Raw genomic sequence first — 18,611 nt, 5'->3', positions numbered from 1 at the left:
TTGGCACTAGCCGACCGATCCTTCCCGAGGCATCGTGGATTCCGGTCCAGTGATTTAGCGCTGGCGGGCTTTGCGTGCGGCGTAGCGGCGATCGCGCTCGGCTTTCCGCTCTGCATCATCTGCCAGGACACGCGCGATGTGGCCGTTCATTTTAGCCTGCCGTGCTTCTGCCATGGCTTTGGCCTCGGCATTTGCCGCTTCGGCCAGGGCTGCCGCCTCCGCCAGCCGACGGTCGTGCTCTCCCTGCTTCAACCGCTTGCGTTCGGCGCTTCGCGCTTCGCGCGCAACCGAAATCGCCAAGCGCTCTTCTCGTCTGGCAAGCATTTCGGGATCATCGAGCTTCGGTGCGGCTTCGAATTTTCTCAGGAGCTGTTGCTTGGCTTCGGCCGCGGCTTTGCGGCGTTCGGCAAAGCCACCGTCAGTTGTTGCATGTCTCAATCCGGCATCATCCTTGTCGCTGCAAATCCATCTCAACTATCACCGGTGGTTTCCCCGGCATGAAAAAAGGCCAGGCGATTGCCCGGCCTTCCCTGGATTTCATCTATGCCATGCCAGTACATCCGTGGTCATGGTGAGATCAAATACCGTTAGGCAGCTTGCAGCTGACCTGCGGACATCTTGCCCGACTTGTTGTCTCGTTCCATCTCGAAGCCGATCTTCTGGCCTTCAACGAGCTCGCGCATTCCGGCGCGCTCGACTGCGGAGATATGGACGAAAACGTCCGGACCGCCATTGTCAGGCTGAATGAAGCCGAAGCCCTTTGTGGAATTGAACCATTTAACTGTGCCAGTGGTCATAACGAACCCTTTCCTTAGCAACATTCGTTCCCTCCGTACGACGCACGGAAGGCATTCACTTCGATTATTGCAGTGGGAAGTTCGTCAAGAAAGCACACGAGGCGCCAGCAAAAACAAAATATCAGCAAACAACTATCGAGTGCTATAGATAGGGTGTTCCCACTGCTTTGTCAACTTGTGGCGCAGTTTATCGTCTGTTCCGCCAGCAGGGGGAACTTTTGGCGCTTGCCGGCCGATCATCCCGGATGCACTATCTTTCCTCATGGCAGTCGATCCCCGGGTCGTTGATATCGATGAAAAAATCTAGAATGGAAAAAGCGTTCTCAAGTGCTGCAAACGCGGTGGCCAACGCAGCCGGCCGGCCATCCGTTTTTCTCCTTTGCTGTCTTATCGTCCTGATATGGGCCTTGAGCGGGCCGGTGTTCGGCTTTTCAGATACCTGGCAGTTGATCATCAACACCGGCACGACGATCGTCACCTTCCTCATGGTGTTCCTCATCCAGAACACGCAGAACCGCGACGGGGCGGCCATACAGGCCAAGCTCGATGAGCTGATCCGCGTCAGTTCCGGCCACAACAGTTTCATCGGAATCGAGCATCTTCCCGCATCGGAGGTCGAGGAGTTCCGACGCAAATGCGAGGCGGCGGCAAAGCAACATCATCGGACCCGGAGGCATTCCCGGCGAAACGACGTTCATAAGGCGTAAGCCATGGCAACGCGACCCCTCACATGAAATCGCGAGCGATCTGCTTCTCATAGCCTTTCTCGAAGATGAGCGTTTCGCCCTCATAGGCCCTGACATGGGCGCTCAAGAGCCAGTCTTCGTGCGTGCAAGCAAGACGCGCGCGGCAGACGGTGCGCACCGACCAGTCGCCACGCCGCATTTCACAAATCCAGGTGGAAATGCCTGTCATGGAATGCGGATCGCCTGGCGTGATCGCCCAATCCTCGTCGCGGATCTGGCGGGTTGCTAGCCCGGTATCGGGATGTGCCGACAGGCCGGTATCCTCATGGATCCGGTAATGCGTGTTGCCCGAAACAAGATCGCGCTCGACCGAGCGTCGGGTTTCCGCCGGCTCATGATCGATATATTTCGGCAGTGGATCGGGGTTGGCCGGCTCCGGCATATCGGTATCCTGATACGCGCCAAGTTGCGGCAGGCGGAGTTCGAGGCTCGCTCGGTCGATCGTCAGGCCGGGATCGGTGGGAGCAGGCAGGACCATCGGCCAATAGGCTGTGGAGAGGGCAAGGCGGATGCGGTGGCCCTTCCGGAAGCGATAGCCGCAGGCATCGAGGACGAGCGTTATCCTGACCTTCTCACCCCTGGGCATCGGCTTGGGATCGGCATTGCCCTCGCGGTGGGCGAGATTGAGAACACCGAAGCTGACACGCATTGCGGTTCCATCAGGATGGACGTCAACAAGACGCGCGGCAAGGTTGGCCCAATCGCCGTCACAGGCAACATCGAGCATAAGGACCGGGCGGCCGAGATAGTCGCGTGCCTCCGCAAGCGGTGCGGTTTCGAAGACAAGGGATCGCGCATCGTCGAGACCTTGATCTCCCGCCATTTCCGCATCCGGCTTGAGCGTGAAATATTCGCCCGCCGTAGTGCCGAGATCGAGCGGCGACTTCAGGAAGACGTCGCGCGCGTCTCCGTCTCGCCGCGGGTCGAAATCGAGAGCACCCGTGGCCGAGACATGGAGCTCCTCCATATCCGGCTGCCGCCATTCCTGCTTGGCGATCCAGCGGCCTGGGTCGAATTTCCGGCGTAGCGCCGGACGTGGAGCATCAAGAATATAGGCACGCACCTCAGGCAGCTCCTCCGCGCCGTTCTGTTCGTCGCGCAGCCAATGGTTCCACCAGCGGATCGCCTCGCCGTGGAAATCGGCACGCGGCTTCGGCCAGGCGAAATGCGGATATTTGTGGACCCATGGTCCGAGGATCGCCTTGGCCCGCCCACCGAGACCCTCGACCGCCATCAGCGGCGTATTGCGGTATCCGTCGGCCCACCCAGCGATGACAAGCGCGGGGATGCGGACGGCTGCGAAATCCTCGCATATCGATCCATGCTGCCAAAAGGCGTCCCGCCGCTGATGCTCAAGCCACTCTTCCAGGAAGAAGGGCTCATCTTCCAGCCGCTCCAGCCACTGCTCCCGCCAACGTTCGCCGACGATGGCCGGATCGGCCGGGCGCGACTGATAGGCGAGCATTGTTGCCGCCCAGGACAATTGCGCGGAAAGCTGGCAGCCGTTCTTGTAATGGATATCGTCATTATAGCGATCGACGGTGGAGGCGATGGAAATGGCCGCTTTCAGCGCAGGCGGCTGCAGGGCCGCCACCTGCAGGCAGTTGAAGCCGCCCCAGGATATTCCCATCATGCCGACACTGCCGTTCGACCATTTCTGCGCCGCGATCCAGGCGATCACCTGGCAGGCGTCGTCGAGCTCGCGCGGTGTATATTCGCCGTCGATCACGCCATCGGATTCACCGGAGCCGCGGATGTCGACGCGTATGCCGGCAATGCCAGCCGCGGCAAATACGGGATAGGTGGATTCGTCGCGCGGTAACGTACCGTCGCGCTTGCGGTAGGGCAGAAATTCCAGGACGGCGGGCACCGGATCGGCCTCCGCCCCTTCCGGCATCCATATGCGGGCGGCAAGCCGCGTACCGTCGGCAAGAGTGATCCACTCGTTCTCGATTACGGTGAAAGGACGTGCTGCCATTGTCATCAATCCTGGAGAAAAGGGCGGTTCAGCGGATGGAAGAGAGACCGCCGGCTAATTGCCGGCGCTTTCCATGCGGCGGGTTTTCAGCACCTCTTCGAGCCAGCCTATCCGCATCTCAGGAACCGATTTCAGGAGCAGGTCCGTATAATCATCGAAGGGCGGCGAGAGGGCAACGTGCTTGGGCCCAAAACGAACAAGCCTGCCGCGATGCATGACGGCGACGGAATCCGCGATGGCGCGGACGATGGCGATGTCATGGGTGATGAAGACATAGGAGATCTCGGTCTCCGCCTGCAGCCGCATGAGGAGCTTCAGAATGCCCTCCGCCACCAGCGGGTCGAGCGCCGAGGTCGGCTCGTCGCAAAGGATCAGATCGGGCTTTGCCGCCAGCGCGCGGGCGATCGCCACACGCTGCTTCTGGCCGCCGGAGAGCTCGGCCGGATAGCGATCGAGAAATTGCGGCCCCATCTCGATTTGATCGAGGAGTTCGGCGACGCGCTCCGTCTTCTTGCGCCCATGCATGCCGTAATAGAAGGTAAGCGGCCGGCCGATGATGTCGCGCACGGTCTGCCTCGGGTTCATGGCGGTATCGGCGATCTGGTAGATCATCTGGATGCGGCGCAATTGCTCGCGCGTGCGCTGTGCCAGCGCCTTCGGCAGATCCTCGCCCTCGAAGACGATCTTGCCTTCGCTGGGCGGAAGCAGGCCTGTGATGACGCGGGCGAGCGTCGATTTGCCCGACCCGGATTCGCCGACAATGGCGAGCGTCTGCCCCTTTGGCAGATGCATCGAGACATTGAAGAGCACTTGCACGACATTGGAATAGGCGGCGCTGATATTATCGAGCTTCAGAAGCGGTTTCGTTTGATCGGCTGCTTCCTCATGCTGCATCTCGCGCACGCTGACGAGTGCTTTGGTATAGTCCTCCTTCGGCGCCTCGATGATCTGCCTGGCGGTGCCGTATTCGACGGTCTTGCCGTTGCGCAATACCATGATGTCGTCGGCGACCTGCGCGACGACGGCGAGATCATGGGTGATATAGAGCGCGGCGACGCCAGTCTCCTCGATCGCGTGCTTGATGGCCGCGAGCACATCGATCTGGGTCGTCACGTCGAGAGCGGTTGTCGGTTCGTCGAAAACGATGAGCTCGGGGTTGGGACAAAGCGCCATGGCGGTCATCGCCCGCTGCAGCTGCCCGCCCGAAACCTGGTGCGGATAGCGCTCGCCGAAGCTTTCGGGATTGGGAAGGCCGAGCACGCGGAAGAGATAGGTGGCCCGCTCGCGTGCTTCCTCGCGGCTCATGATCCCGTGCTCGACGCTCGCCTCGATCACCTGCTCGCCGAGGCGGTGCGCCGGGTTGAAGGCGGCGGCCGCCGATTGCGCGACGTAGCAGACCTTGGCGCCGCGCAATGATCTGAGCCCGTTCTTGCCGAGCTTCAATATGTCCTGGCCGTTCAGAAGCACCTCGCCGCCGGTGATGCGGATGCCGCCGCGGCCATAGCCGAGCGCGCTCAGGCCGACCGTCGATTTTCCGGCGCCGGATTCGCCGATGAGGCCGAGCACCTTGCCCTTCTGCAGCTTGAAGGACACGCCGTCGACGATGGTGACGTCGCGCGGGGCTTCGCCTTGCGGATAGATCTTCGCTTCGATCTTGAGATCGCGGACGGCGAGAAGAGCTTCATGCATCGCCGCGTCCTCCTTTGAGCGAGGATGTTCGTTTCATCAGCCAGTCCACCACCATGTTGACGCAGATCGCCAGAATGGCGATCGCCGCTCCCGGCACGAGCGCGGCGGATATGCCGAAGATGATGCCGTCCTTGTTGTCCTTGACCATGCCGCCCCAGTCGGCCGCCGGCGGCTGGATACCCAGCCCGAGGAAGGAGAGGGTGGAGAGGAACAGGATCGAGAAGGCGAAGCGCAGGCCGAACTCGGCCAGAAGCGGCGACAGTGTGTTGGGCAGGATCTCGCGGAAGATGATCCACAGCCTGCCTTCGCCGCGCAGCTTCGCCGCCTCGACGAACTCCATGACCGCGACATCGAGAGCAACAGCCCGTCCCAGCCGGTAGACGCGGGTGGAATCGAGAATGGCCATGACGAGGATGAGGACGACGAGATTCTGCGGCAGGACGGCGAGCACGACCAGCGCGAAGATGAGCATCGGGATCGACATCATCAGATCGTTGAAGCGTGAGAGGACCTGGTCGATCAGCCCGCGCGACGTGGCGGCGGTGAAGCTCAGTATGACGCCGAGCGAGAAGGAGATGATGGTGGCGGCGAGCGCCACCAGCAGCGTCGTTCGCGCGCCGAAGACCAGCCGGGAAAGGATATCGCGGCCGAGATTGTCGGTGCCGAAGACGAACTGCGCATCCGGCGGTTGCCAGACACTGCCGACGATCTCCGTTTCGCCATGAGGGGCGAGCCAGGGTGCGAAGATGGCGCAGATGAAGGCAAGCAGAATGCCTGCTATGCCGATCCAGGCCGTGACGGGAATATCGCGTAGTCTCATCGCGGGTGCCTCAGCCTTGGGTTGGCGACGATAGCGAGGATGTCCGCCAACATGTTCAAGAGGATATAGACGGCGGCGAAGATCAAGCCGCAGGCCTGCACCACGGGCATGTCGCGCACGGTCACTGCGTCGACCATATATTGGCCCATGCCGGGATAGACGAAGACGACCTCGACCACCACGACGCCCACGACGAGATAGGCGAGATTGAGAGCCACCACATTGATGATCGGCGCCACCGCATTGGGCGCGGCGTGGCGGACGATCGCGCGGAAGGCGCCGAGACCCTTCAGTTCCGCCGTTTCCATATAGGCCGAGGACATGACGCTGAGGATCGCCGCGCGCGTCATGCGCATCATATGGGCAAGTACGACGAGGACGAGCGTTGCGACAGGCAGGGCAACGGCTTTCAGGCGCTCGACAAAGGTCATGCTGTCATAAACGGTGGCGGGGAAGGTCGCCATGCCGAATTTGACGGCGAAGAAGAGGATGAGCAGATAGCCGATGAAGAATTCGGGCAGGGAAATCGCGGCAAGCGATAACACGTTGATGATCTTGTCGGGAATTCGATTGCGGAAATGGACCGCCAGCATGCCGAGCCCCACCGCCAGCGGCACCGATATCATCGCCGCACAGAACGCGAGGAACAGCGAGTTGCCAAGCCGCTTTCCGATCTGCTCGCTTACCGAATTGCGGCTCGCCCAGGAGGTGCCGAAATCGCTCTGCACCGCATTGCCGAGCCATTCGAAATAGCGGGTGACCACCGGGCGATCGAGGCCCAGATCCTTGCGGATATTGGCGACGGCCTGCGGTGTCGCGGATTGACCGAGATAGGTCGAGGCAAAATCGCCTGGCAGCGCCTCGACACCGCCGAAGATGAGGACGGAAACGGCAAAAAGCAGGGCAACGCTGAGCAAAAGCCGCTGGATGATGAGCGCCAGCAGCGGAAAACGGTCCCTGTAGCTCAGGTCGGGTTCTTTCTGGTCGGGCAGGATCCCGGTGTCTACGGATTCGGACATGGACAAGAGGCCTCGCACTGAAACGGATCGGGAAGCACCGCAGGACGGGCCTGCGGCGCGTGTTCCGGAATTTCAGGCGTCAACTCTCCAGCCACACCCGGGTGGCGACATAGCCGTTGGACATGTCGTTGCCGATATCGTGGACGTAGCCTTTCACGTTCTTGCTGGCCGCGTTCACGAAGTCATTAAACATCGGCAGGATCAGCCCACCCTCATCGCGGACCATCATCGCCATCTCGCGATACATGTCCTTGCGCTTGGCCTCGTCGAGTTCGGAGCGTGCTTCGTAAAGCAGCTTGTCGAACTCCGGACGCTTGAAGCGCGTATCATTCCAGTCGGCGGTCGAGAGATAGGCCGTCGAATACATCTGATCCTGCGTTGGGCGGCCGCCCCAGTAGGAGGTACAGAACGGCTTTGCGTTCCAGACATTGGTCCAGTAGCCATCGCCCGGCTCACGCTTGACCTCGATATTGATGCCGGCCTTCTTGCAGCTTTCTTGGTAGAGAACCGCCGCATCAACGCCGCCTGGAAACGCGACTTCCGAGGTGCGCAGCAGCACGGAGCCGCTATGGCCGGACTTTTTGTAATGGAAAGCGGCCTTGTCGGGGTCATAGGTCCGCTGCTCGATGCCTTCCGGGAAGAGGGCATAGGTTTCGTTGATCGGGAAGTCGTTGCCGACCTTGCCATAGCCGCCGAGGATCCGCTGGACCATGGTCTCGCGGTCCATCGCATATTTCAGCGCCAGCCGCAGATCGTTATTGTCGAAAGGCGCGGTGTCGCAATGCATGATGAAGACGTAATGGCCGCGACCGGAGGTATTGAGGATTTCCACGGTCGGCGCGCGCTTCAGGAGGTCAACCGTCTTCGGATCGACGCGGTTAATGTAATGCACCTGGCCCGACGAAAGCGCGGCGATGCGGGCGGTCGCATCGTTCATGCCGATGATCTCAATCGAATCCACATAGCCACGGTCGGAACGCCAGTCATTGGGGTTCTTTTCGAACGTGGCGCGAACACCCGGCTCGAAGCTTGCCATTTTGTAAGGGCCGGTGCCGATCGAGGCACCGGGGTCGTCGACGCCGCCATTCGGCTGGATGATGAGGTGGTAGTCCGACAGGAGCAGCGGCATGTCGGCATTGCCTTCGTTCAGCGTCAGCACGAGCTTGTCGCCGTCCGTCTTGATATCCTTGATCGATTTCAGGACGCCGAGTGCGCCGGATTCTGACTTCTCGTCGGTATGGCGCTTCAGGGTCGCCACGACATCGTCAACCGTGAGTTCCTTGCCGTCATGGAATTGCACGCCCTTGCGGATGGTGAAGGTCCAGGTTGCGGCGTCGGCCGAGGGTTCCCAGGACTCGGCCAGCGCGGGAACCGGCGCACCGGTATGCGGATCGGATTCGACCAACATGTCTCCCCAGCAGCGGCCGACGACGAACATGAACTGCGATAGGAATTTTGCCGGGTCCTTGGAATCGGTGGCGGCACCGCCTTCAAGACCGAGTTTCAGATGACCACCGCGCTTCGGCTCCTGGGCCGCCGCACTTTCGGTGAAAAGCTGGCTTGCCACCGTCAGCGTCAGCCCGGCGGCCATGGCGCGGCCCATGAATTCACGGCGGCTCATGCCGCCTGCTGTCACCCGACCGGCAAGATATTTCGTTTCGTTGCTCATTTCCTTGTTCCTTCTCTGGTTGGCCCTTATAGCGCCCCGGCACATTGTTTTTTATTCCGGGGCGAGCGGCGAAATTTGCGGCAAACTAAACGGCAATGCCGTTAAATCAAAGCCTTGGCGGGCTTCTTATCGCAGATTTCGCATCAATTCGTGATTTGTTCCGTCCCCCTTTCCCGCCTCTGTGGCCGGGTTTTCAGCGTAAACCCCACACATCTGCCGACGTTGGAAATTGGCAGTGGATAAGCGCGAATGTTTTTGGATTTTCGCCCCAAGAGGGGCTCGTGACAAGGTCTATGGCGACGGCTCTTGCGGTCCATCATCGCTTCGGGGACGCCGTCAGCGCGGCGGATGCGAATGGGATCGGTCAAATGAGCATTGCCTTTCCGCCGGAGGGTGCTCGCCGCGACAACCCGTCGCCATCGCGCAGCACCATCGAAAAATTAGTATCCCCTTTTTCCGGCTTGGAAGCTTTTGAAGCGACATATTTCGCCGCGCTTGCGACGCCTATCACTTTGGCATCGTCAGGCCGTTCGCATGCCCAGTATTTCGGCGCCGATATCCGCGGGTTGGCGTGCCGCGTCGAGCTTGCGCCAGGCAACATTACCGGCATGTCTTTGCAATTGCCTCGACAGGATGTCGACGGTGGCGTCTGATGGCCCGCTCGTGCGCTCGCTGATCCGCTGCCAGAGCAGCGCGGGGTCGGCTTCGAGCCAGATGCCGAGAAACGGTAGGTTTCGGTCGCGCGCCTGCGTTTCGATGAATTTCCTGTCATCGGGCCTGTCGAAGACGGCATCCGCGACGACCGAGCCGCCTTCGGAGAGGATGAGTCCGGCTCGCCAGGCCATCTCGCGATAGACCTTGATGGAAACTTCCCGCCGGTAGGCTCTGTCCGGCAGACGCGTCTCCGACGGCACGCCATGCATGGCCTTACGGATGCGGTCACTTTCAAGGATCCGCGCGCCCGGCGGCGGGCCGACATGCGTCGCCAGGGCTTCGGCAACCGTCGTCTTGCCGGAACCGCTCAGACCCCCGATCGCGATAAGCCGCGGCGGATATTCGTGAAGCAGATCGCGCGCGAGATCGAAATAGGACCTGGCTTCGCTAGCGAGGTCCGCGGACTGGCTGGTTGCTTCCTCGATTTGCGTCGCGGTCACATGGGCGCGCACCGCCGCCCGCACGGCCATGAACAGCGGCAGCAGCACGAAGCCGTCCTCATCGTCCGCCTCATCGAGATAACGGTTCATGACGAGATTGGCGAGTTCCGGGAAGCCGCGATGCCAGAGATCCATGAGCAGGAAGGCGAGGTCATAGAGCACGTCGACCGTCGCGATCTGGTCGTTGAACTCGATGCAGTCGAAGAGACGCGGTTCGCCGTCGAGAAGGCAGATATTGCGCAGATGCAGGTCTCCATGGCAGCGGCGTACCTTGCCGGCCGTCTCGCGCCGGTCGAGCAGCGCCGCATGGCGGGCGAGTGTTTTGCGGAACAAACCGTCGAAAGCCTCGATCTCGGTCGCGTAGAAGACATGGCTGGTCGAGAAGCCGGCCTTGTTGATATCGAGCACCGCCGCGAGATTCGCCGCGCCGCCGCCGCCGTGGACGACGGGTGCGGTACGGTGGAAGCGGACGATCATGCGCGCGGTCCCGGTCATCAGTTCAGGCGTCAAGGTTCCGGCAAGCGCCATCCGATCGAGCAGGGCGGACTGATCGAACCGCTTCATCTCAACCACTGCGTCAACCAGTTTTCCCGATCCGTCAAAGGAAAGCCGTCCGTCTTCTTCCCGTGTGATCGACCTGACGCCGAGATAGAGTCCGGGGGCGGTTTCGGAATTGAGATCCAACTCCTTCCTACAGGCTTCAAGCCTCAGTTCCGCCGTCGAAAAATCGGCATAGGGCAGTTTCACCGCCCGCTTCATCTTGAAGGCGCGGTCGCCGGCGAGGAAAATCCTGGAAATATGCGTTTCGATAATTTCGACCGGCCCGTCGATGCCATGGCTGGCAGGATCGGCGAGGAGCGCGATTGCGGCCTGCTGGCTATCCACGATCATCCAAGGCTCCTTGATCGGCTCATGCCATATGCAACTCCAAGGGTAGTATTTCCGCTCGGAGAAGCGCCGCGTCCTCCGTTCTTTCGCCTCGAGCTCCCGAGAAGCGCAAGAGCCGGAGGACCGCAGCGCGCCTGCCGCGTTTCACTGCTTGACCGCTCCGATGCATCGGCGAGGCTCCCACCCCTTATATATCGCGACGCTTTTCGAATTCGACCCGCTCGCAGCAAGCGTGTCATCCAACCATTCCAGGGTGCCTCTTTCGTTGACGCGGATCAAACATTGGCGAAATCGTCCGTCTTGACCGAAATCAAGGCAGATCAGCCCGCGCCGCTGCAATCTCAAAGCCAATCTGCGAGAGAATGCCATGTCTGACGATCCAGCAAGACTTTCCGCGTCGGTACCACGCTATACGCGTTATCCGCCCGCGCCGCGTTTCAACCCCGGTATGGCGGCGGAGGGCGATCATGACTGGCAGGAAGCTCTGCCGATCGGGCCGTCCCTGTCGGACCGGGTCCATTTTCCTTTTGACAGTCATGACAGGAGAAAAACGAGATGATCCTACCCAACGGAGCAATTGTCGCGGTCCTCGACGGCGAAAAGATGCGGATCCTCCGCAATAAGGGGCACGAACCACGCATCGAACTCATCGAACTGCCCGCGCCGAACCTCGAGGAGGTCAGCGGTGGCTCCGGCGGCCGGCATCGCAGCAGCACGGCAAATCCCGATATCGCACGTCTGGCGGAGGATGATTTCGCCGCCGCTGCCGCCGCTTATCTGAACCGCGAAGCGCTGGCCGGAAGTTTCCAGCATGTGGTGATCGTGGCCGATCCGCGAACGCTTGGCGAATTGCGCCGGCATTTCCACCCCACCCTGAGCGGCAAGCTGGTCGGACAGATCGACCGGGATCTCGCAAAACATTCCGCTGAAGCCATAAAGACAGCCATCGTCGCGGCGTGATGCGGCCGCTTGCATCGCGGACGCCCATTGATCCGGGTCAAGGAGGCTCCGGTTGCCTTGGCGCAGCATTGCAAGCAGTCCGCACGACCAATGGAGAAGGTAATGAAAGCTCTCGTCTATGAAGGCCCTGGCAGGAAATCACTGCAGGAGCGGCCCGTTCCGAAGATCAGCGCGCCGACCGACGCGATCGTGAAGGTTACCAGGACCACGATCTGCGGCACCGATCTGCATATATTGAAAGGGGATGTGCCGACCTGCGCGCCCGGACGCATCCTCGGCCATGAAGGCGTCGGCATCGTGGAGGGAACCGGCGCTGGCGTGACGCAGTTCAAGAAGGGCGATCGCGTGCTGATTTCATGCATCTCCTCCTGCGGAAAATGCGAATATTGCAGGAAGGGCATGTATTCGCATTGCGCGACCGGCGGCTGGATCCTCGGCAACACCATCGATGGCACGCAAGCCGAATATGTCCGTATTCCGCATGCCGATACCAGCCTTTATCCCATTCCCGAGGGGGCTGACGAGGAAGCGCTCGTCATGCTGAGCGACATTCTGCCGACCGGCTTCGAATGCGGTGTGCTGAATGGTAAGGTGGAGCCGGGCAGCACTGTCGCCATTGTCGGCGCGGGGCCGATCGGGCTGGCTGCTCTGCTGACGGCGCGGTTCTACTCTCCGGCAGAGATCATCATGGTCGATCTGGACCAGAACCGGCTCGATATGGCCAAACGCTTCGGCGCGACCCGCACCGTTGAAGGCAGTGGCGACAAGGCAGCCCAGCAGGTCATGCTGCTGACCGGTGGACGCGGTGCCAATACGGTGATCGAAGCGGTCGGCATTCCGGCTACCTTCGAGCTTTGCCAGGCGATCGTGGCTCCCGGCGGCATCATCGCCAATGTCGGCGTCCATGGCGTCAAGGCCGATCTCCATCTCGAAAAGCTGTGGTCGCACAACATCGCAATCACCACGCGGCTGGTGGATACCGCAAGCACGCCGATGCTCTTGAAGACCGTCCAGTCCGGCAAGATTGACCCGAAGAAGCTGATTACCCACCGTTTCGAGCTCGACCAGATTCTCGATGCCTATGACACGTTCGGGAATGCCGCCAGCAGCAAGGCACTCAAGGTCATCATCGAGCCGGCCGGTCAAAAACTGGAAAAAGCGCGCGGCACGGCCGATGCATCGCGGCGCAACGGCCCGGAGTCCGACAACGGATGGAGCCGCAGCATCACCACCCGTACGGGGCTTGCGTTCCATGTCCGCCCGGTTCGTCCGGAAGACGAGGCGGCTCTGGCGGAATTCTTCGCCCATGTGACGCCGGAAGACCTGCGGTTCCGCTTTCTGGGCGCCATGAAGGAGGTGAGCCATGATCGCATCGTCGCGATGACGCAGGTCGATCACCAGAGGACGGAAAATTTCCTGGCCTTCACCGAGGAGGGGAAAACGGTCATCGCCACGGCAATGCTGGCCTGCGATCCCGCTCTTGAAAAGGGCGAGGTGGCGATCTCCGTGCGTGCCGAATACAGGAACAGGGGCGTGGGCTGGGAGCTGTTGCGCCTTGTCGCCCAATATGCCGAGGCAAAAGGCGTCAAAACGCTGGAATCGATCGAGAACCGGGAAAATCACGACGCGATTGAACTGGAGCGGGAGCAGGGCTTCGTTGCAGAAACCTACCCGGACGATCCGACCCTGGTGCTGATCAGGAAAGAGCTTCGCCGGAGCTGAACGTCCCCGGCCTTCGGGAAGGAGCTGGGGACGTTCGATAGGATTAATGGAATGCCAATCAGCCGAGATCGATATCGTCGGGGTCCTGTGGTAGGTCCCTGATCTCGTCAGCCGCCTTGCGCAGGATATCGGCTATTCTGCGCTGGGTGCCGGGCGCCGCATCCAGCCGCGCCGCCATCGCCTCTTTAAGCGCGCGCCGGGCTTCGTTCACCTCCGGCACCACCTCGGGGATATCGCGGTCGCGCCCGCGCCCTTCACCGCCTTCGAACCACTGGCGGGCGCGAGCCATGCGTTCGCCGATAACGCGGATCCGGTCGAGCGCGGCTTGCACGACCTTCCGATTTTCCTCGAGATAAGTGCGTCCTTCATCGGTGATGGAATAGACCTTCTTGTTGCCGTCGGCGGATGAGACGGCGTGGCCTGTCTCATCGAGATAAGTCAGAGTCGGATAGATCACGCCGGGGCTCGGGCTGTAGAAACCGCTCGAATGCTCTTCGAGCGCCTTGATCACGTCATAGCCGTGACGCGGCGCTTCTTCGAGCAGGGCAAGAACGACAAGCCGCAGTTCGCCGTCGCCGACAAAGCGGCCGAAGCCGCCGCCCATGCCGCGCCCGAAGCCGCGGGCGAAATGTTGGGAAAAGCGGCGCGGGCCGAAATGGCGCTCGCCGTGATGATGACAGCCATAAGCATGCATGGAAACCTCCTTAGGTGCGTCATAGCTTAAGATATATCTTGTAGCTTAATCAGCCTCTGTCAAGATATATCTTACGTGCTATCTCGTATCAGTGGATTGCAGATCCGGAACTTGGCGGCCCAGAGCGTGCCGTCAATATTTCGGCGGGGACCGAAGCATTGCACGATAAGGCGCTGTTACAAGGCTGCCTTCATCGAAAGGCGGATGGGAACATGACGATTGCAAAACTGGGCGCGACGAAGGATCTGGCGCTTCTCCTGGCGCTCTCCACCCTGTGGGGGGCATCCTACACATTCATCAGGATTGGCGTCGAAACCATCCCGCCAATCACGCTGATCGCCGCGCGGACGCTGATCGCCGGGGGCATCCTGCTAGCCGTCATCCGCTGGCGGGGCCTGTCGCTACCCAAAGATGCCGTGACGTGGCGGCGCTTTCTGTTTCAGGCGTGCCTTAACAGCGTCCTGCCCTTCACACTCATCGCGTGGGCGGAGCGTACGGTGCCCGCGGGCCTGGCGACCATCCTCAACTCGACCACACCGATCTTCACTTTTCTGCTGACCGTTCTCATTGCACGCCATGAGCGGGTTGCGGGGCATAAACTGTTTGGTATCGCCGCAGGGATCGCTGGCACTTGCCTTATCGTCGGTGTTGAAGCGCTTGCCGGCTTCGGTCACCAGCTTTGGGCCCAGCTTGCCATCGTGGCGGCGACGGTGTGCTATGCGGGGGCTGCGATTTTCGGTACGAATTTTAGGGGTCTTGATCCAGTCATGCCGGCGGCGGGCTCGCTGTTATGCGGCGCCGTGATCCTCATTCCCTTGAGCCTCGTCTTCGATCAGCCGTGGACCTTCAGGCCATCATGGGAATCAGTCCTCGCCTTGCTTTGTCTCGCCGTATTTTCGACCGCGCTCGCCCTGGTGATCTATTTCCGGCTGCTGCGCACGCTTGGCTCCGTCGGCACGACGGCGCAAGCCTATCTGCGCGTGCCGATCGGCGTGGCTATCGGTGTCATCTTTCTGGGCGAGACACTCGGGTCCACGGCCTGGGCCGGTCTCCTATGCATCATTGCCGGCGTCGCGGCGATGACGATGCCCCAAAAGACCCGAGCGGGGCGACCGGCTAGCGCGTGAAGCCCGCGTGAGAACAGCGCGGAACATTGCGCGATCCCGGACGTTCTTTTCGTCCGTGAACGTCATCACCAGTCATCGTCCTAGACAGGGAGCAGGCACTGCCATGTATCACTATCCGACACCACCGTTTCCCCAGCAGAAACAGCCCATGCCGGGCGTTACCGGCCAGATGGATCCCGTCCCGGATCACGGAGAGAAAAGCTACAAGGGCTCCGGCCGGTTGAAGGACATGAAGGCGATCATCACCGGCGGCGACAGCGGCATCGGCCGCGCCGTGGCGATTGCCTTTGCTCGCGAGGGCGCGGATGTCCTCATCGCCTATCTCAACGAGGACAATGACGCGGAAGAGACCAAACGGCTGGTCGAGCAGGCCGGCCGCAAGGCGGTGCTGGTGCCCGGCGACATCCAGTCGCCCGACCATTGCCGCAAGATCGTCGATACCGCGGCGCGGGAATTCGGTGGGATCGACATCCTGGTCAACAATGCCGCGCACCAGGCTTCGTTCAGCAAGATCGAGGATATCTCCGACGAGGAATGGGAACTCACATTCAAAGTCAACATCCACGCCATGTTCTATCTGACCAAGGCCGCCGTGGCGCATATGAAGCCCGGCAGCGCCATCATCAACACGGCGTCGATCAATTCAGACAATCCCAATCCCAGCCTTCTCGCCTATGCGACCACCAAGGGCGCCATCCAGAACTTTACCGCCGGTCTGGCGCAACTGCTGGCGGACAAGGGTATCCGCGCCAATACGGTGGCGCCCGGCCCGATCTGGACGCCGCTCATCCCCTCGACGCTGCCGGAGGATGCAGTCGCCAATTTCGGCAAGCAGGTACCGATGAAGCGACCCGGCCAGCCGGTGGAACTCGCCACCACCTATGTGATGCTCGCCGATCCCATGTCGAGCTATGTCTCGGGTGCGACAGTCGCCGTCACCGGCGGCAGGCCAATTATTTAGCCGGCAAATCCGCCGTCGGGGCGGTTCTTGGAGACTGCCCCGGCAAAGACGTATTCCCGGCCTGGTCCGAAGATGCAGTCTCCATTGGATGAGTTGGCCCGATCGATAAGAGAGCGGCGCGCCATATTGTTTGTCGGCGCCGGGGTTTCGATGAGCGTCGGCCTGCCTTCCTGGCAAGTGTTGATCGAGCATATGGCGAAAGAACTGCAGCTCGACCCGGAGCGGATCGGCGGGCGAGACGCCAATTACCAGACTATCGCGGAGTATTATCGTCTGAAGCTCGGGAGCATGGAGAGCCTGCGTGACTGGATGAAACGCCACTGGCAGGTTTCCCGGGAAAAAGTCGCGGCGTCGGCGATCCACTCGCTGATCGTGTCGCTCGATGTTCCGATCATCTACACGACGAATTACGACCGCAACCTCGAGGTCGCTTTCGAAATCCACGGCCGGGATTACGTCAAGGTTGCCAATGCGCGCGATGTGGCAAGGGTCACACCAGAGACGACCGAGATCGTCAAATTCCATGGTGATTTCGACGACGAAACCTCCCTCGTGTTGGCTGAAACCGATTATTTCGAACGGCTTTCCTTCGATTCCCCGCTGGACGTGAAGTTCCGCTCCGATGCGCTCCGCCGGACGGTTCTCTTCATCGGTTATAGCATGTCGGACATGAATATCCGGCTTCTGCTGCACCGGCTGTGGAGCACTTGGCATCGGTCTGGTTATGAGAGCGAGCGCCCTGTCTCCTTCATCTTCATGCCAAATCCGAACCCTGTGCAGGAGGCGGTCCTGAGTCGCTGGGGCATCACGGTATTGAGCGAAGAGAAGAATGACCCCGGGGAGGCTTTGCAGGTCTTCCTGTCGAAGCTGAAGGATAGGGCTCAACAGTCCAGTGTTCCGTCCGTACCAGACCGACGATGAAGCCGCTTTCCGACGGTGTCGGATCCCGTTCAGCCGAGCGACAGGTCCTGGCCTGCACAGGATCATCTCATGACAGAGCAACTGTCGCGGGGCTGCGGTTGACATCCCGCACCATGAGGCGCGCGGGGAATAACCCCGCGCAGGCCGACCGTTGATCTGCCGCCGGTGGGATACTGGGTTACGTGCTATTCATGCCTCCTAATAGGAGGCAGCGCTGTCGACGTCTTGTCCGGCACTCTGCGTTGCATTCACGGCATTGGCGGTATCACGTCCCGCGCCGCGGATCGTGTTGGCGCAGGCGGAAAGGGTCAATAGAACGGCTGCAATAGCCGCAAGGGTCGTTGTCGTTTTCATTGTATCCATCCCATTGAAATGTTCTGCACGAACGTTGGCGGGCCCTGAAAAGTTCCCCGCGATTTGCCGGTCGTGGCGGAAGCCAGTCACGCCGGCTGCGCCCGCCCCCTGTCAAAAGCAATGACGATTGCCGCTAAACCAGCGGAAGAAAAATACTCGCGTTATTCATAGGTCGAGTGGAATTAACTGATGCTGCATCGCGCGCGCGACGGCTTGCGTCTTGTTGGCGGCGCCCAACTTATCCATTGCGCTGACAGTATGGGCGGTGACGGTGCGCTCGGTGATATTCAGGATTTCTGCGACATCATTCGCCGTCTTGCCGACAGCGGCCCATCGCAGAACTTCCTTCTCGCGCGAGGTCAATGGTGAGCGGACTGTCTGCCGATCAACCCCCACGATCTGCCGGATCTTCTCTGCGGTGTACGTGGCGATGAACTGAAGAGCCGGCTTGGCGCACACCGGCAGATCAGAGTACCGCCCGCTCATCGAAATACAGGCCGTACGCTGCACAAATCCCGGAACCGGCACGCAAAAACCCCGCACCATGCCGAAGTCTTGAGCCAACGCCATAAGTTCGCCAGCACCAGGTTCCTGTTCTCGATCGTAAGGCGCCTCCTTCCAATCGAATGCCCGAAATGTGTTTCGGCACATACGAGCCACGGGATCAAAACGGGCGTATTTCTGTGTCGTGTAAAGCTCCGGCCACCCTTCAGGTAATCTATCAAAGCAAATGACGTCCTCTATATTTCCATATGGTGACGGAAGATCGGAAATCACCAGATTTGTAAATCCAAACTGTGATATCGTATTATGAAGTATCTTTATAATATCATTATCATTAACAGCCCTATCTATACTTTCAGAGAAGCTCAAGAAAATCGACAGATATTTGAAATTATCTCTGTTCATTTTTCTGATTCTCTGACTGAACCGAACTTGCTGATTGTATTCAATTCATTTTTCTAAGAGGAATCCAGGCCGACTTGCCGTCGCGGTGAGCGCTTCGTAACCTTGAAGACAGTCATCAGATGGTGGTTTGAACAGCAAAGGATACAATAAAGCTCCAGTCACAGATCGTGTGGCGCAACATTCGGCGCGTTGCGGTTCCGCAA

At 60.4% G+C, this 18,611-nt stretch carries 18 protein-coding genes and 1 pseudogene; 8 read left to right on the top strand and 11 right to left on the bottom strand.

Going from position 1 to position 18,611, the window contains the following annotated elements; translation table 11 throughout:
- Window positions 1–54 precede the first annotated feature (54 nt).
- Both ATN84_RS20590 and ATN84_RS20585 read right to left on the bottom strand, forming a co-directional pair.
- Window positions 55–438: a DUF6481 family protein gene (locus ATN84_RS20590; RefSeq protein ID WP_068884180.1), complete on the bottom strand. Its 384-nt coding sequence runs from the start codon at window positions 436–438 to the stop codon at window positions 55–57.
- Between the two features lie 149 nt (window positions 439–587).
- Window positions 588–797, bottom strand: a complete 210-nt coding sequence (locus ATN84_RS20585; protein WP_068884178.1) for a cold-shock protein — start codon at window positions 795–797, stop codon at window positions 588–590.
- 308 nt (window positions 798–1,105) lie between these two features.
- On the opposite strand from ATN84_RS20585, the gene ATN84_RS20580 reads away from it, so the two are divergent.
- Window positions 1,106–1,504, top strand: coding sequence for a low affinity iron permease family protein (locus ATN84_RS20580; RefSeq protein ID WP_068884176.1), 399 nt, complete (start codon window positions 1,106–1,108; stop codon window positions 1,502–1,504).
- 19 nt (window positions 1,505–1,523) lie between these two features.
- Here ATN84_RS20580 and ATN84_RS20575 read toward each other — a convergent pair whose 3' ends face one another.
- The 6 genes from ATN84_RS20575 to ATN84_RS20550 form a co-directional block, all read right to left on the bottom strand.
- Window positions 1,524–3,521, bottom strand: a complete 1,998-nt coding sequence (locus ATN84_RS20575) for a CocE/NonD family hydrolase (protein WP_068884174.1) — start codon at window positions 3,519–3,521, stop codon at window positions 1,524–1,526.
- Between the two features lie 54 nt (window positions 3,522–3,575).
- On the bottom strand, window positions 3,576–5,210 hold the full coding sequence (locus tag ATN84_RS20570; protein WP_068884172.1) for an ABC transporter ATP-binding protein: 1,635 nt from the start codon (window positions 5,208–5,210) through the stop codon (window positions 3,576–3,578).
- Complete coding sequence (locus ATN84_RS20565) at window positions 5,203–6,030, bottom strand: ABC transporter permease (RefSeq protein WP_068884171.1); 828 nt, start codon at window positions 6,028–6,030, stop codon at window positions 5,203–5,205. The genes ATN84_RS20570 and ATN84_RS20565 overlap by 8 nt, the downstream gene beginning before the upstream one ends.
- Window positions 6,027–7,049 (bottom strand): ABC transporter permease, encoded by a 1,023-nt coding sequence (locus tag ATN84_RS20560; RefSeq protein WP_068884169.1) that lies wholly within the window; start codon window positions 7,047–7,049, stop codon window positions 6,027–6,029. The genes ATN84_RS20565 and ATN84_RS20560 overlap by 4 nt, the downstream gene beginning before the upstream one ends.
- A gap of 79 nt (window positions 7,050–7,128) precedes the next feature.
- On the bottom strand, window positions 7,129–8,718 hold the full coding sequence (locus ATN84_RS20555) for an ABC transporter substrate-binding protein (protein WP_068884167.1): 1,590 nt from the start codon (window positions 8,716–8,718) through the stop codon (window positions 7,129–7,131).
- Between the two features lie 521 nt (window positions 8,719–9,239).
- Window positions 9,240–10,763 (bottom strand): bifunctional aminoglycoside phosphotransferase/ATP-binding protein, encoded by a 1,524-nt coding sequence (locus ATN84_RS20550; protein WP_068884165.1) that lies wholly within the window; start codon window positions 10,761–10,763, stop codon window positions 9,240–9,242.
- A 364-nt stretch (window positions 10,764–11,127) separates the two neighbouring features.
- Between ATN84_RS20550 and ATN84_RS27045 the strand changes: the two genes are divergently transcribed.
- The 4 genes and pseudogenes from ATN84_RS27045 (at window position 11,128) to ATN84_RS27575 (ending at window position 13,442) form a co-directional block, all read left to right on the top strand.
- Window positions 11,128–11,319: a hypothetical protein gene (locus tag ATN84_RS27045; protein ID WP_153020319.1), complete on the top strand. Its 192-nt coding sequence runs from the start codon at window positions 11,128–11,130 to the stop codon at window positions 11,317–11,319.
- Window positions 11,316–11,720, top strand: coding sequence for a baeRF12 domain-containing protein (locus tag ATN84_RS20545; protein ID WP_068884163.1), 405 nt, complete (start codon window positions 11,316–11,318; stop codon window positions 11,718–11,720). Before ATN84_RS27045 ends, ATN84_RS20545 begins: the two co-directional genes overlap by 4 nt.
- 102 nt (window positions 11,721–11,822) lie before the next feature.
- Window positions 11,823–12,854: pseudogene (locus ATN84_RS27580) on the top strand (zinc-dependent alcohol dehydrogenase family protein); the annotation flags it as partial.
- A gap of 90 nt (window positions 12,855–12,944) precedes the next feature.
- The gene (locus ATN84_RS27575) at window positions 12,945–13,442 is read left to right on the top strand and encodes a GNAT family N-acetyltransferase (protein ID WP_244491157.1); all 498 of its coding nucleotides are present in this window, start codon (window positions 12,945–12,947) and stop codon (window positions 13,440–13,442) included.
- Window positions 13,443–13,500: 58 nt separating this feature from the next.
- On the opposite strand, the gene ATN84_RS20535 is transcribed toward ATN84_RS27575, so the two are convergent.
- Window positions 13,501–14,136, bottom strand: coding sequence for a PadR family transcriptional regulator (locus ATN84_RS20535; protein ID WP_068884160.1), 636 nt, complete (start codon window positions 14,134–14,136; stop codon window positions 13,501–13,503).
- A gap of 212 nt (window positions 14,137–14,348) precedes the next feature.
- On the opposite strand from ATN84_RS20535, the gene ATN84_RS20530 reads away from it, so the two are divergent.
- The 3 genes from ATN84_RS20530 to ATN84_RS20520 all read left to right on the top strand — a co-directional run bounded on the left by ATN84_RS20530 (window position 14,349) and on the right by ATN84_RS20520 (window position 17,145).
- On the top strand, window positions 14,349–15,263 hold the full coding sequence (locus ATN84_RS20530; RefSeq protein ID WP_068884158.1) for a DMT family transporter: 915 nt from the start codon (window positions 14,349–14,351) through the stop codon (window positions 15,261–15,263).
- 103 nt (window positions 15,264–15,366) lie between these two features.
- On the top strand, window positions 15,367–16,224 hold the full coding sequence (locus ATN84_RS20525) for an SDR family oxidoreductase (protein WP_068884156.1): 858 nt from the start codon (window positions 15,367–15,369) through the stop codon (window positions 16,222–16,224).
- A 72-nt stretch (window positions 16,225–16,296) separates the two neighbouring features.
- Window positions 16,297–17,145, top strand: a complete 849-nt coding sequence (locus tag ATN84_RS20520; protein ID WP_068884154.1) for an SIR2 family NAD-dependent protein deacylase — start codon at window positions 16,297–16,299, stop codon at window positions 17,143–17,145.
- 198 nt (window positions 17,146–17,343) lie between these two features.
- Here ATN84_RS20520 and ATN84_RS20515 read toward each other — a convergent pair whose 3' ends face one another.
- Complete coding sequence (locus tag ATN84_RS20515; protein WP_068884432.1) at window positions 17,344–17,499, bottom strand: entericidin domain-containing protein; 156 nt, start codon at window positions 17,497–17,499, stop codon at window positions 17,344–17,346.
- Window positions 17,500–17,664: 165 nt separating this feature from the next.
- Window positions 17,665–18,408 (bottom strand): LuxR family transcriptional regulator, encoded by a 744-nt coding sequence (locus tag ATN84_RS26360; protein WP_082766407.1) that lies wholly within the window; start codon window positions 18,406–18,408, stop codon window positions 17,665–17,667.
- Window positions 18,409–18,611: the final 203 nt, after the last annotated feature.

Source organism: Paramesorhizobium deserti (genome assembly GCF_001558695.1).
GTDB lineage: Bacteria > Pseudomonadota > Alphaproteobacteria > Rhizobiales > Rhizobiaceae > Paramesorhizobium > Paramesorhizobium deserti.
This window is presented reverse-complemented; position numbering and strand designations above follow the sequence as displayed.